This window comes from Paracoccus sphaerophysae (genome assembly GCF_000763805.1).
GTDB lineage: Bacteria > Pseudomonadota > Alphaproteobacteria > Rhodobacterales > Rhodobacteraceae > Paracoccus > Paracoccus sphaerophysae.
On record NZ_JRKS01000011.1, the window covers coordinates 24741 to 37732 of the forward strand.

A 12992-nucleotide genomic window follows, 5' to 3' on the forward strand; every position below is an offset into this window, starting at 1 on the left:
GAGGGAAGGGCGGGCGGCAGGGGCCGGCCGGGGGCGGGCGAGGGAAGGGCGGGCGGCAGGGGCCGGCCGGCGACGGCTCATTCGACGTTCAGCACCGCCGAGAAGTCGCGGCTGCCGCCCTTGCGGGCGTCGTTGCGGGTGCGGCCGATGATGACGCCATGGGCGCCGGTCACGGTCACCGCCTCGGGCTGGTCGGGGACCAGCGGCATCGCGGTGGCGGCGGGCTTGGCGGCCGAGGACTGGCGCGGGGCGGCGCGGGTCTGCAGCACGCGCAGCGTCACCGACCCGTCCCGATCCAGCACCAGCGCGTCGCACGAGGCGAAGTCACGTTCGACCGGCTCGACCGCGATCAGGTCCAGCGACGACCCGTCGAGCGCGGCGCGCAGGGTCTGCCCCTTGCGGGCGCTCAGCGTATGGTCGCAGCTTTCCAGCCCGCTGAGCGCGCCCGTGACGACGGCGCCCCACTGCCCGGCGGGAAAGCGCACGGCACCGCCGCAATCGGCGGCCAGCGCGGGGACCGCCGCGAAGGCGAAAGCCAGAGCGGTCAGGGTAAGACGAAAGTTCATGGGTCGCCTGACACGACTTCGTGTGTGGCTGGGGCCGATGGGGCGGAAGCAAAAAAAAAAAGCCGGGCTGACGCCCGGCAAGTCCAACAGGGAGGTGAAGAGATGGATGACCCATCGCTTCACTGCCCAATTAAGGGTCGGGCCGCCCTATTGACAAGCATGAGGTTGCTGCTGTTGCAGCATGACCGCTATGCTGTTGCTGCATGGCGACAGTTCCGCCCCCGCCCACCCGGCGGGCTTCACTCGCCTAGCGTGCGCCGCAGCTCCTGGATTTCCTCCAGGACGAAGTCGCGGAATGCTGCGACGCGGCGCGAGCTGCGCAGTTCTTCGGGGAAGGCGAGGAAGACCGGGACCTCGGTCGATTCGACCTCGGGCAGGACCCGGATGATGTTGTGAAAGTCGGCGGTCAGGTAATCCGGCAGCACCCCGATTCCCACATGGCTCAGCACCCCCTGCAGGACGCCGAAATAGTTGTTCACCATCAGCGTCGAGGTGATGCCCTGTCCCAGCAGCATCTGCGACAGGGCCGCCCCCGACCCGACCTGCGGCGTCTGCGGGTTCTGGCAGATCAGCCGGTGCCCGGTCAGATCGGCCAGCGCGCGCGGCGTGCCGGTGCGTTCGAGGTATTCCTGCGTCGCATACAGCCTCATGCGGATGTTCAGCAGGCGGCGCCGGATCAGGTCGGCCTGGCTGGGCTCCTTCATGCGGATCGCGAGGTCGGCCTCGCGCATCGGCAGGTCCAGCACGCGTTCTTCCAGCATCAGGTCGATCTTGAGATCGGGATAGCGCGCATACAGCTTGGACAGGCGCGGGACCAGCCACAGCGTGCCGAAGCCCACAGTGGTCGTCACCTTCAGCTCGCCGAAGACATGCTCCTCGCTGTCGCGGATGCGGGCCGCGGTGGTGTCCAGCTTGCGGCTCATCGCCTTGGTGGCGTCGAACAGCATCTCGCCCTGTTCGGTCAGGATCAGGCCGCGGGCGTGGCGGTGGAACAGCGTCGTGCCCAGCGATTCTTCCAGCGCCCGCACCTGCCGGCTGACGGCGGATTGCGACAGGTGCAGGGTGTCGCCGGCATGGGTCAGGCTGCCGGCATCCGCAACAGCGTGGAAAATCCGCAACTTGTCCCAGTCCATCATCGCGCTGTTCCCCCTGTCGTCCGCATTCCAGCCATGCGGTTAGCGCAACGCTTAGCCCGCCTCGCCCTGCCAACAAAGGACTTTATCGGTCAGTTTTTCTGACCTATAATGCCCCAGCCGTTCGTAGCCGGGGGAGGAGCCACGATGAGCGTCCAGGATATCTCGCTGGCGGACCGTTTCGATACGTCCCGGCGGCACGTCCTTCTGAACGGCACCCAGGCGCTGGTGCGGCTGATGCTGATGCAGGCCGCGCGCGACAAGGCGGCGGGGCTGAACACCGGCGGGCTGGTCTCCGGCTATCGCGGCAGCCCGCTGGGCGGCGTCGATCTGCAGATGATGAAGTCCAAGAAGCTGCTGGCGCCGGCCAACGTGCTGTTCCAGCCCGGGCTGAACGAGGACCTCGCCGCCACTGCCATCTGGGGCAGCCAGCAGGCCGAACTGCGCGGCGAGGGGAAATACGACGGCGTCTTTGCGCTGTGGTACGGCAAGGGGCCGGGCGTGGACCGCTCGGGCGACGTGATGCGCCATGCCAACATGGCCGGCACTTCGCCGCATGGCGGCGTGGTCATGGCGATGGGCGACGACCACACCGGCGAAAGCTCGACCGTGCTGCACCAGTCCGACTGGGCGATGGTGGACGCCTATATCCCGGTGCTGTCGCCGGCCGGGGTGCAGGAAATCCTCGACTATGGGCTGTATGGCTGGGCGCTGAGCCGCTTTGCCGGCGTCTGGACCGGCCTCAAGACGATGAAGGACACCGTCGAGGCGACCTCGGTCGTGGACGGCGATCCGTTCCGGCTGAACTTCGTGACGCCCCAGGATTTCGTCATGCCCGCGGGCGGGCTGAACATCCGCCTGGGCGACACGCCGGTCGCCCAGGAAGCGCGGATGATCGACTACAAGCGCTTTGCGGCCGAGGCGTTCTCGCGCGCGAACCGCATGGACCGGCGCGTCTGGGGCAAGCCGGGCGCCAAGATCGGCATCTGCGCGGCGGGCAAGAACTGGCTGGACGTGGTCCACGCGCTGCATCTGCTGGGCATCGACGAGGCCGAGGCGGAACGGCTGGGCATCACCACCTACAAGATCGGCCAGACCTGGCCGCTGGACATGACCAGCTTCCACGAATGGGCCGAGGGGCTCAGCCTCATCATCGTGGTCGAGGAAAAGCGCAAGCTGATCGAGGTGCAGGTCAAGGAGGCGATCTTCGACGACCGCCGCGGCCGTCGTGTCTATGGCTGGCACAAAGGCGACAGCTGGGAAAACGGCCGCCAGGTCGAGCTGTTCCCGACCCGCTATGCGCTGGACCCGGTGACGATCGCCCAGAAGCTTGGCGAGATCCTGGCCGAGGAAGGCCGCGGCACCGACCGAATCGCCGCCGGCCTTGCCCGGCTGGCCGAGGTCCGCCGCGCCGACAATGCCCCCGAGATCGCCGTGCGGACGCCGTGGTTCTGTTCCGGCTGCCCGCACAACTCGTCGACCAAGGTGCCCGAGGGCAGCCGCGCCTATGCCGGGATCGGCTGTCACTACATGGTCCAGTGGATGGACCGGGAAACCACCGGCTTTACCCAGATGGGCGGCGAGGGCGCGAACTGGATCGGCGAGGCGCCGTTCTCGACCCGCCCGCATGTGTTCCAGAACCTCGGGGATGGGACCTACAACCACTCCGGCTCGCTGGCGATCCGGGCGGCGAAGGCCGCGGGGACCAACATCACCTACAAGATCCTGTTCAACGACGCCGTCGCCATGACCGGCGGCCAGCCGAACGAGGGCGAGCTGACCGCCCCGCAGATCGTGGCCGAATTGCGCGCTCTGGGCGTGCCGGTGGTGGTCGTCCATGACGAAAAGGAGCAGGTGGACCGCAGCCTCTTCCCCGCGGGCATCCGGTTCGAGGAACGCGCCAGCCTGATGACGGTGCAGAAGGAGCTGGCGCAGGTGCCCGGCGTCACCGCCATCGTCTATGTCCAGACCTGCGCCGCCGAAAAGCGCCGCCGCCGCAAGAAGGGCGCCTTCCCCGACCCCGACCGCCGGATCTGGATCAACCCCGAAGTCTGCGAGGGCTGCGGCGATTGCTCGGTGCAGTCGAACTGCGTCTCGGTGGTGCCGTTCGACACGAAACTGGGCCGCAAGCGGGCCATCGACCAGTCCTCTTGCAACAAGGATTATTCCTGCGTCAAAGGCTTCTGCCCCAGCTTTGTCAGCGTCGAGGGCGGCAAGCTGCGCCGCCCGGCCGCCGAGGCGCTGGAGCTGCCGGCGCTGCCCGACCCGGTGCTGCCGGCGATCGAGGGCACCCATAACCTCGTCATCACCGGCGTGGGCGGCACCGGCGTCGTGACCATCGGCGCGGTGCTGGCGCAGGCCGCCCAGATCGACGGCAAGGGCGCGGGCATGATGGAAATGGCCGGTCTCGCCCAGAAGGGCGGGGCGGTCCATATCCACCTGCGGCTGGCGAACGCCCCCGAGGATATCAGCGCCATCCGCGTCGCCGTGGGCGAGGCCGACGCCGTGATCGGCGGCGACCTGGTGGTGACCGCCGGCGCCCGCACGCTGGGGCTGATGACGCAAGGGCGCACGGGCGCGGTGGTGAACGACCACGAGATCATCACCGGCGAATTCACCCGCAACCGCGATTTCCACGTCCCCGGCGACCGGCTGAAGATGTCGCTGCAGGCGCGGCTGCAGGACCGGGTGGCGTTCATGGACAGCTCGAAGCTGGCCGAGCGCTACCTGGGCGATTCGATCTATTCCAACATGCTGGTGACCGGCGCCGCGTGGCAGCAGGGGCTGATCCCGCTGACCGAGGCCGCGATCCTGCGCGCGATCGAGCTGAACGGCGCCAAGGCCGAGGAAAACAAGCGCGCCTTCCAGATCGGCCGCTGGGCGGTGCTGCACCTGGCCGTGGCGCAGCCGGTTGCCGCTCTGCCGCAGGCGGTGGACCCGGTCGCCTATCGCGCCGAGCGGCTGGTCGGCTATCAGGGCGAGCGGCTGAAGCGGCGGTTCCTCAAGCTCGTCGATCTCGCGCCCCCCGAATTGCGCGAAACGGTGGCCGACAGCTGGTATCGGCTGCTGGCGATCAAGGACGAATACGAGGTCGCGCGCCTGCACCTGACCACCGCCGAGAACGTCGCGCGGGTGTTCGAGGGCGACACCAGACTGACCTTCCACCTCGCGCCGCCCTTCCTGCCGGGCCGCACCCCCGAGGGGCGGCCGCAGAAGCGCGATTTCGGCGCCTGGATGCTGCCGCTGTTCCGGGGGCTCGCCGCGATGCGCGGGTTGCGGGGCACGCCGCTGGACGTCTTCGGTTGGCAGGGAGAACGCCGCCGCGAACGGGCGCTGGCCGCGCAATACGAACGCGACATGGCCGAGCTGCTGCCGAAGGTGACGCCCGCGACGCTGGAAACCGCGCGCGAACTGGCGGCGCTGCCCCAGCAGATCCGCGGCTATGGCTTCATCAAGGACGCGGCGATGGAAAAGGCGGCGGTGCGGCGGGCCGAACTGCTGGCCGAGTTCCGCGCCGGCGGCCGTCCGACTTCCGCGCCGATGGCCATGGCGGCGGAATGACGGCGCTCGCCCGGCATTGATCGCCCGGCTTTGATCGGCCCGACTGATCGAAGTCATTTCCATCGGCCCGCGCAGCGCCTAGATAACCGCTGACGCATTCGGGGGTGCCAATGGCGGTGGGGGTGTTCGATTCGGGGCTGGGCGGTCTGACGGTGCATCAGGCCATCGCCGCCCGCATGCCCGACCTGCCGCTCGTCTATCTGGGCGACAACGCCCACACGCCCTATGGCGTGCGCACCCCGGACGACATCTTTGCCTTGACCTGCGCGGGCGTCGAGCGGCTGTGGTCCGAGGGCTGCGACCTGGTGATCCTCGCCTGCAACACCGCCAGCGCCGCGGCGCTGAAGCGGATGCAGGAGACCTGGCTGCCCCAGGGCAAGCGCGTGCTGGGCGTCTTCGTCCCGATGATCGAGGCGCTGACCGAACGGCAATGGGGCGACAACTCGCCCCCGCGCGAGGTCGAGGTCAAGCACGTCGCCCTGTTCGCCACCCCCGCCACCGTCGCCAGCCGCGCCTTTCAGCGCGAGCTGGCCTTCCGCGCCATCGGCGTCGATGTCGAGGCGCAGCCCTGCGGCGGCGTCGTCGATGCCATCGAGGACGGCGACGAGATGCTGGCCGAGGCGCTGGTCGCCTCTCATGTCGAGGCGCTGAAGCGCCGGATGCCGCACCCGCAGGCGGCGGTGCTGGGCTGCACCCATTATCCGCTGATGGAAGGCGCCTTCCAGAAGGCCCTCGGCCCCCAGGTCAAGGTTTATTCCCAAGCTGGCCTGGTCGCCGAAAGCCTCGAGGATTACCTGAACCGGCGTCCCGAATATCGCGGATCGGGCACGCAATCGAAATTCCTGACGACCGGCGATCCGGCCCGCGTCACCGCCAAGGCCACCCAGTTCCTGCGCCAGCCGATCCGCTTTGAAGCGGCCTGAGACAGCGAGGTTACCCCGATGAGATCTCTGAAGAAAAAGCGCCGCATCCAGGTCCTGGCCGCCGCCGCGCTGGCGCTTGTTCTGGCGGTCGTGCTGATCGGCTATGGCTTCCGCGACGGCATCAACCTGTATCGCTCGCCCAGCCAGCTGGCCGAATCGCCCCCCGAGGCCGGCGAGGTGTTCCGTCTGGGCGGGCTGGTCGAACAGGGCTCTCTGGTCCGCGGCGACGGGCATGTCATCACCTTCGCGGTGACCGATGGCGGTGCCACCGTTCCGGTGCGCTTCACCGGCGTGCTGCCGGACCTGTTCGCCGAGAATGCGGGGATGATTGGCACCGGCCAGATGCAGGGCGGCGTCTTCGTCGCCGACGAGATACTTGCCAAGCACGACGAGAACTACATGCCCAAGGAAGTCTCCGATTCGCTCAAGGAGCAGGGCGTCTATCAGGAGCCGAACTCCTGATCCCTCCGGCAACGGGCGGAAGGTTAAGCCATCGTTAACGCCATCCGGTCACCCTCTGGTCCGTTTACAGGCAAGGGGAGGGGGACCGGATGCAGACGGTCGAACGGATCGCGGCGCAGATCGTCGCGCGCGAGGGGGGCTACGTCAACGACCCCGACGACCCCGGCGGGGCGACCAATCACGGCGTCACCATCGGGACCCTGCGTCGGCTGGGGGTGGACGTGAACGGCGACGGGCGGGTGGACGTCGCCGATGTCCGCGCGCTCAGCCGGGCGCAGGCGGCACGCATCTATGTCGATCACTATTTCCGCGGGCCAGGGCTGGACCGGCTGCCGCAGGCGCTGCAGGCCAACGTCTTCGACATGCAGGTGAATGCCGGCGCCAACGCGGTGAAGCTGCTGCAGCGGCTGCTGTCGCGCATGGGCTTCGCCTGCGGCGATGACGGGATCATCGGGCCGCGCACCATCGCGGCGGCGCAGGCGGCGGCCGCGGCGGCGCCGGCCCATATCGCCGACGCCTACGGGATCGCGCGGCGCAATTACTACTACGCCCTCGCCGACGCCCGGCCGGCCAGCCGCAAATACGCCCGCCGCAAGGATGGCGGCAAGGGCGGCTGGATCACCCGGGCCGAGGAATTCATCGCGCCGAAATATCACCTGAGCACCGCCGAACACCGCATGAGGACCGCAAAATGGGCATGATCGACCGCTTCATCGGCATGGGCTCGACCGTCTCCGCGGTCGGCAACGCGGCCACCGGCATGGCCGAGATCCTCACCCCCAGCGCCACCCGGCGGATGGAGCTGGACGAGGAAGCCTATGCCCGCGCCATCGCCCAGCACACCGCCGAATTCGCGCAATCTCCCGCCAACTGGTGGGACTGCGCGATGAACGGGCTGAACCGGCTGCCCCGGCCGCTGCTGACCCTGGGCACCATCGGTCTGTTCATCTATGCGATGGTCGAGCCGGTCGGGTTCTCGGCCCGGATGGAGGGTCTCGCGCTGGTGCCCGAGCCGCTGTGGTGGCTGATGGGGGCGATCGTCAGCTTCTACTTCGGCGCCCGCGAGGCGCATTATTTCCGTCGCCGCGTCTGGCCCCGTGCCTCGGTCAGGACCAAGGTGGTCGCGGCCGACGATGGCTGGCGCGCGCCCCATGTCCCGGTCGGAAACGCCGAGGATGACGGCTGGACCGCGCCGCAAGTTCCGGTGGGCGAGCCGGCGGTGGTGGTGGCCGAGGTCGAACAGCATCTCGATTCCGTCCCCCAAGCGCAGCCTGCGACCCGCCCGGCCGACGGCTTCGCCGACAACGCCGCGCTGCGCGACTGGGCGGCGACGCTGCGCTGAGGCGTTGACGGTGCTGTGACGACCGGCCGCGCTGACGGGGCTGGTGGCGACGGGCCTGCAGCCTTACTCTGGCCCCCGGACATTTCTCCGGGGGCTTTTTCATGATCGCCGAGCTTGGCCATTTCGCGCTGATCCTGTCGCTGGCCGTGGCGCTGTTCCAGACCGTCGTGCCGATGATCGGCGCCACCCGCGGCTGGCCCGCCTGGATGGAGGCTGCGCGCCCCGCCGCGCTGGCTCAGTTCGGGCTGATCGGCATCGCCTTCGCGGCGCTGACCGTGGCCTTCGTCACCTCGGACTTCTCGGTCGCGCTGGTCTATGAAAACAGCCACTCGGCCAAGCCGATGCTGTACAAGGTCACCGGCGTCTGGGGAAACCACGAAGGCTCGATGCTGCTGTGGGTGATGATCCTGTCGCTGTTCGGCGCGGCCGCCGCGAGCTTTGGCGAACATCTGCCGCCCGCGCTGCGCGCCCGCGTGCTGTCGGTGCAGGGCGCCATCGGGGCGGCATTCCTCGCCTTCATCGTGCTGACCTCGAACCCGTTCGAGCGGATGTTCCCCCCGGCATTCGACGGGCGCGACCTGAACCCGCTGCTGCAGGACCCCGGCCTCGCCTTCCACCCGCCGTTCCTCTATCTCGGCTATGTCGGGCTATCGATGTCGTTCAGCTTTGCCGTCGCCGCGCTGATCGAGGGCCGGGTCGACGCCGCCTGGGCGCGCTGGGTCCGGCCCTGGACGCTGGCCGCGTGGATGTTCCTGACCATCGGCATCGCGCTGGGGTCCTGGTGGGCGTATTACGAACTCGGCTGGGGCGGGTTCTGGTTCTGGGACCCGGTGGAAAATGCCAGCTTCATGCCGTGGCTGCTGGCCACCGCGCTGCTGCATTCCGCCATCGTCGTGGAAAAGCGCGAGGTGCTGAAAAGCTGGACGATCCTGCTGGCGATCATCGCGTTCGGCTTTTCGCTGATCGGCACGTTCATCGTCCGCTCGGGCGTCATCACCTCGGTGCACAGCTTCGCCAGCGACCCGACGCGCGGGATCTTCATCCTGGCGATCCTCGCCACCTTCGTGGGCGGCGCGCTGACGCTGTATGCCGCGCGGGCCGGGTCGATGACCGCGCGCGGCGTGTTCGCGCCGGTATCGCGCGAGGGCGCGCTGCTGCTGAACAACCTGCTGCTTGCGGTGGCGGCCTTCGTCGTCTTCATCGGCACCATCTGGCCGCTGGTGGCCGAGATGGCCTGGGGCCGCAAGCTGTCGGTGGGCGCGCCGTTCTTTGAAAAGGCGTTCACGCCGTTCATGGTCGCGCTGGCGCTCGCGCTGCCGATCGGGGCGATCCTGCCGTGGAAGCGGGGCCGCGTCGGCCGCGCCATCGCCACCCTGACCCCGGCCGCGATCCTCGCGGTCGCGGCGGCTGGGCTGGCCTTCGCGGTGACCACCGGCCATTCGGCGCTGGCCGTGGTCGGCGCCGCGCTGGGCGCCTGGCTGATCGGCGGTGCCGCCATCGACATCTGGCAGCGCGCGGGTCGCGAGGCCGGCCGCCTGACCCGTCTGCCGCGCGCCGACTGGGGCCGCGTCATCGCCCATGCCGGGCTGGGCGTCACCTTCGTCGGCATCAGCCTGCTGATGGCCTGGTCGGTCGAGGATATCCGCGTCGCCCGCGAGGGCGAAAGCTTCACTGTCGCCGGCTATGACTTCACGCTCCAGGACGTGCAGGACGAACAGGGGCCGAACTATGTCTCGACCACCGCCGCGATCCGGGTCGCCCGCACCGGGCGCGAGATCGGCGTGCTGCATCCCGAAAAGCGGGTCTATCCAGTGCAGGCGATGCCGACGACCGAGGCGGCGATCCGGTCCTCGTTCACCGGCGACGTCTATGTGGTGATCGGCGATCCGCAGCAGGGCGGCGGCTGGGCCGTGCGCACCTATATCAGGCCCTTCGCCTTCTGGATCTGGCTCGGCTGCGGGCTGATGGCGCTGGGCGGGCTGGTCAGCCTGTCTGACCGGCGCTGGCGGGTGGCGGCGGCCTCGCGCCGGGCCGCGGCACGGCCGGTGGCCGCGGAATGAGGGCCCGCCTGCTGCTTGCGGCGCTGGCGGTGACGCTGGCGCAGGCCGCCTGGGCGGTGCAGCCCGACGAGGTGCTGTCCGATCCGGCGCTAGAGGCCCGCGCCCGCGAGATCGGGCAGGTGCTGCGCTGCCCGGTCTGCCAGGGCGAGAACATCGACGAATCCAACGCCCCGATCAGCCGCGACCTGCGGCTGTATGTGCGCGAACGGCTGACCGCCGGTGACACCGACGCCCAGGTGATCGACGCGGTGACCACGCGCTTTGGCGAGTTCGTGCTGTTCGAACCCAAGGCCGAAGGCGGCAACCTGGTGCTGTACTGGGCCGGGCCGGTGATGGCGCTGATCGCGGCGCTGGGGGCGTTCCTGTTCCTGCGCGGCCGCCGCCCCGAGGCTGCCCCGGCGCCGACGCTGACTGCCGACGAACGCGCCCGGCTGGACGCGCTGATGGCCGATCAGGACAGCTGAACGAAGCGCGGCTCGTCGGTGCGATTGTCGAAGAACGGGACGGTCGGCGGCGGGGCCAGCGGCGCGTCGCCGGTGGCGCGGACCAGCGCCTCGACCTCGGCCAGCACAACCTCGGTGATGAAGGGCAGGTCCAGCGTCCGGGCTTCGGCGACGGGGACCCAGTGCAGGTGGCCCAACTCGTCGCAGGCGGCCGAGAAATCGTCGGGATCGCCGGTGATGTTGCGCGCGTCGATCAGGAAGAACCGCGCGTCGAACCGCCGCGGGCGGCCGGGCGGCGTGATGGCGCGGAACACGAACAGCAACGGGTCGTCGGCCGAGGGCGCGACGGACAGGCCGGTTTCCTCGGCCATCTCGCGCAGCGCCGCGCAGGCGAGCGCGTCGGGCGCCACGTCCGATTCGGCGCGCGGTTCGGCGGACAGCCGGGCGCGGCAGGCGTCGGACAGGGCGTCGGGGCAGGGTGTGTCGTCCTCGGGGTCCACGCCCCCGCCGGGAAAGACGTATTTCGACGGCATGAAGGCCGCCCCGGCGCCGCGCATCCCCATCAGGACCGCGGGCCCCTCGGCGCGGTCGCGGTCGATCAGGATGATCGTCGCCGCGTCGCGCAGCCGGTCCTTGGGGGCAGCCCCGTCGGTCACGGCTCGGACGGGCGGTCCGGAGCGCCGTTTTCGAACCCGTGCATGCGCTTGGCCCATTGCAGCCCGATGAAGCCGCCCTTGAAGACCGGCAGCAACAGCAGCGACAGCACCGTGACCCCGCCCAGGAACGCCGCGATGAGGGTCAGGGTCGAGGGCCGGTACAGCGTATAGATCAGCAGCAGCAGCGGTGCGGCCAGATGCGAGACGACCAGGATGGTGAAATAGGCCGGTCCGTCATCGGCGCGGTGATGGTGCATCTCTTCGCCGCAATTCGGGCAGCGGTCCCGGACCTTGAGATAGCCCTGAAAGATGCGCGCCTCGCCGCAGGCCGGGCAGCGGCCCAAGGCGCCGCGCTTCATCGCTTCGCCAACGGAGCGTTCGGTCTGGATCGGCAGGGCGGTCGTCATTTGCAGCACCTCTGGTCCGGGATCGACCCAACATAGGAACTCGCGCGCCCGACCGCCAGTCGGCCGGATTCGAGCCTGGCATCGGGCGGTCCCAAATATCCTCAGGGGTCCGGGGGGCGAGCCCCCCGGTTTTGGGCATTACCCGCGCAGGATCGACCGGCCCGCATATTCCGCAGTCGCGCCCAGCATTTCCTCGATGCGGATCAGCTGGTTGTACTTTGCCAGCCGGTCCGACCGGGCCAGCGAGCCGGTCTTGATCTGCCCGCAATTCGTGGCCACGGCCAGATCGGCGATGGTCGCATCCTCGGTCTCGCCCGAGCGGTGGCTCATCACCGAGGTGAAGCCGGCGCGATCGGCCATCCGCACCGCGTCCAGCGTTTCCGACAGCGTGCCGATCTGGTTCACCTTGACCAGCAGCGAGTTGCCGCAGCCCCTGGCGATCCCCTCGGCCAGCCGGGCGGGGTTGGTCACGAACAGGTCGTCGCCGACCAGCTGCACCGTCTCGCCCAGGCGGTCGGTCAGCAGCTTCCAGCCCTCCCAGTCATCCTCGGAACAGCCGTCCTCGATGGACAGGATCGGATAGTCGGCGCACAGCTTCGCCAGATACTCGACGTTCTCGGCCGGGGTCAGCGACAGCCCCTCGCCGCTGATCTCGTACTTGCCGCCCTTGAAATACTCGGTCGAGGCGCAGTCCAGCGCCAGCATGATGTCGTCGCCGGGCTTGTAGCCCGCCTTTTCCACCGAGCGCAGGATGAAATCCAGCGCGTCGCGGGTCGAGGAGAGGTTCGGCGCAAAGCCGCCCTCGTCGCCGACGCCGGTGGCAAGGCCCGCGGCGGACAGTTCCTTCTTCAGCGTGTGGAACACTTCCGAGCCCATGCGGATCGCGTCGCGGATGTTGTCCGCGCTGACCGGCATGATCATGAATTCCTGGATGTCGATGGGGTTGTCGGCATGTTCGCCGCCGTTGATGATGTTCATCATCGGCACCGGCAGCAGCCGCGCACCGGCCCCGCCGACATAGCGATACAGCGGCAGCGCCGAGGCTTCGGCCGCGGCCTTGGCGACCGCCAGCGACACGCCGAGGATCGCGTTCGCGCCCAGCCGGCCCTTGTTCGGGGTGCCGTCCAGTTCGATCATCAGCTGGTCGATCGCCAGCTGCTCGGTCGCATCCTCGCCGATCAGCGCCTCGGACAGTTCGCCGTTGACGGCGGCCACGGCCTCGAGCACGCCCTTGCCCAGATAGCGCCCCTTGTCGCCGTCGCGCTTTTCGACCGCCTCATGCGCGCCGGTCGAGGCGCCCGATGGCACCGCGGCGCGGCCCAGGGTGCCGTCCTCCAGCGTCACGTCGACCTCGACGGTCGGGTTGCCGCGGCTGTCCAGGATCTCGCGGGCGAAGATGTCGATGATGGCGGTCATGGGGCGCTCCGGGGTTGGCGGGT

The 12992-nt window shown here is 69.2% G+C and carries 12 protein-coding genes; 7 read left to right on the plus strand and 5 right to left on the minus strand.

The genetic code is table 11. From position 1 onward, the window contains the following. Positions 1 to 77 precede the first annotated feature (77 nt). Positions 78 to 566, minus strand: coding sequence for a hypothetical protein (locus IC63_RS05435; RefSeq protein ID WP_036717686.1), 489 nt, complete (start codon positions 564 to 566; stop codon positions 78 to 80). Positions 567 to 805: 239 nt separating this feature from the next. Further along, on the minus strand, positions 806 to 1699 hold the full coding sequence (locus IC63_RS05440) for a LysR family transcriptional regulator (RefSeq protein ID WP_036717752.1): 894 nt from the start codon (positions 1697 to 1699) through the stop codon (positions 806 to 808). 147 nt (positions 1700 to 1846) lie between these two features. Between IC63_RS05440 and IC63_RS05445 the strand changes: the two genes are divergently transcribed. The 7 genes from IC63_RS05445 to IC63_RS05475 all read left to right on the plus strand — a co-directional run bounded on the left by IC63_RS05445 (position 1847) and on the right by IC63_RS05475 (position 10511). Beyond that, positions 1847 to 5260, plus strand: coding sequence for an indolepyruvate ferredoxin oxidoreductase family protein (locus IC63_RS05445; RefSeq protein ID WP_036717687.1), 3414 nt, complete (start codon positions 1847 to 1849; stop codon positions 5258 to 5260). Positions 5261 to 5370: 110 nt separating this feature from the next. Continuing rightward, complete coding sequence (locus tag IC63_RS05450) at positions 5371 to 6183, plus strand: glutamate racemase (protein WP_036717688.1); 813 nt, start codon at positions 5371 to 5373, stop codon at positions 6181 to 6183. An 18-nt stretch (positions 6184 to 6201) separates the two neighbouring features. After that, complete coding sequence (ccmE, locus tag IC63_RS05455; protein ID WP_036717690.1) at positions 6202 to 6645, plus strand: cytochrome c maturation protein CcmE; 444 nt, start codon at positions 6202 to 6204, stop codon at positions 6643 to 6645. An 89-nt stretch (positions 6646 to 6734) separates the two neighbouring features. Further along, on the plus strand, positions 6735 to 7346 hold the full coding sequence (locus IC63_RS05460) for a holin-associated N-acetylmuramidase (RefSeq protein ID WP_036717691.1): 612 nt from the start codon (positions 6735 to 6737) through the stop codon (positions 7344 to 7346). Next, positions 7337 to 7987, plus strand: a complete 651-nt coding sequence (locus tag IC63_RS16915; RefSeq protein WP_052041906.1) for a holin family protein — start codon at positions 7337 to 7339, stop codon at positions 7985 to 7987. The genes IC63_RS05460 and IC63_RS16915 overlap by 10 nt, the downstream gene beginning before the upstream one ends. A 101-nt stretch (positions 7988 to 8088) precedes the next feature. After that, on the plus strand, positions 8089 to 10047 hold the full coding sequence (locus tag IC63_RS05470) for a heme lyase CcmF/NrfE family subunit (RefSeq protein ID WP_036717693.1): 1959 nt from the start codon (positions 8089 to 8091) through the stop codon (positions 10045 to 10047). After that, entirely contained in the window at positions 10044 to 10511 is a 468-nt protein-coding gene (locus tag IC63_RS05475) for a cytochrome c-type biogenesis protein (RefSeq protein WP_036717695.1), read from the plus strand. The genes IC63_RS05470 and IC63_RS05475 overlap by 4 nt, the downstream gene beginning before the upstream one ends. On the opposite strand, the gene IC63_RS05480 is transcribed toward IC63_RS05475, so the two are convergent. The 3 genes from IC63_RS05480 to eno form a co-directional block, all read right to left on the minus strand. After that, positions 10499 to 11146: an NUDIX hydrolase gene (locus IC63_RS05480; RefSeq protein WP_036717697.1), complete on the minus strand. Its 648-nt coding sequence runs from the start codon at positions 11144 to 11146 to the stop codon at positions 10499 to 10501. The genes IC63_RS05475 and IC63_RS05480 overlap by 13 nt on opposite strands. Next, a complete protein-coding gene (locus tag IC63_RS05485) occupies positions 11143 to 11553 on the minus strand; it encodes a DUF983 domain-containing protein (protein WP_036717698.1) in 411 nt (136 codons plus the stop codon). The genes IC63_RS05480 and IC63_RS05485 overlap by 4 nt, the downstream gene beginning before the upstream one ends. Positions 11554 to 11691: 138 nt before the next feature. Further along, the gene (gene eno / locus IC63_RS05490) at positions 11692 to 12969 is read right to left on the minus strand and encodes a phosphopyruvate hydratase (RefSeq protein ID WP_036717700.1); all 1278 of its coding nucleotides are present in this window, start codon (positions 12967 to 12969) and stop codon (positions 11692 to 11694) included. Positions 12970 to 12992 lie beyond the last annotated feature (23 nt).

Coding starts and splice junctions, on each gene's coding strand:
- IC63_RS05435 (WP_036717686.1), bottom strand. CDS start 566: ATGAACTTTCGTCTTACCCTGACCGCTCTGGCTTTCGCCTTCGCGGCG.
- IC63_RS05440 (WP_036717752.1), bottom strand. CDS start 1,699: ATGGACTGGGACAAGTTGCGGATTTTCCACGCTGTTGCGGATGCCGGC.
- IC63_RS05445 (WP_036717687.1), top strand. CDS start 1,847: ATGAGCGTCCAGGATATCTCGCTGGCGGACCGTTTCGATACGTCCCGG.
- IC63_RS05450 (WP_036717688.1), top strand. CDS start 5,371: ATGGCGGTGGGGGTGTTCGATTCGGGGCTGGGCGGTCTGACGGTGCAT.
- ccmE (WP_036717690.1), top strand. CDS start 6,202: ATGAGATCTCTGAAGAAAAAGCGCCGCATCCAGGTCCTGGCCGCCGCC.
- IC63_RS05460 (WP_036717691.1), top strand. CDS start 6,735: ATGCAGACGGTCGAACGGATCGCGGCGCAGATCGTCGCGCGCGAGGGG.
- IC63_RS16915 (WP_052041906.1), top strand. CDS start 7,337: ATGGGCATGATCGACCGCTTCATCGGCATGGGCTCGACCGTCTCCGCG.
- IC63_RS05470 (WP_036717693.1), top strand. CDS start 8,089: ATGATCGCCGAGCTTGGCCATTTCGCGCTGATCCTGTCGCTGGCCGTG.
- IC63_RS05475 (WP_036717695.1), top strand. CDS start 10,044: ATGAGGGCCCGCCTGCTGCTTGCGGCGCTGGCGGTGACGCTGGCGCAG.
- IC63_RS05485 (WP_036717698.1), bottom strand. CDS start 11,553: ATGACGACCGCCCTGCCGATCCAGACCGAACGCTCCGTTGGCGAAGCG.
- eno (WP_036717700.1), bottom strand. CDS start 12,969: ATGACCGCCATCATCGACATCTTCGCCCGCGAGATCCTGGACAGCCGC.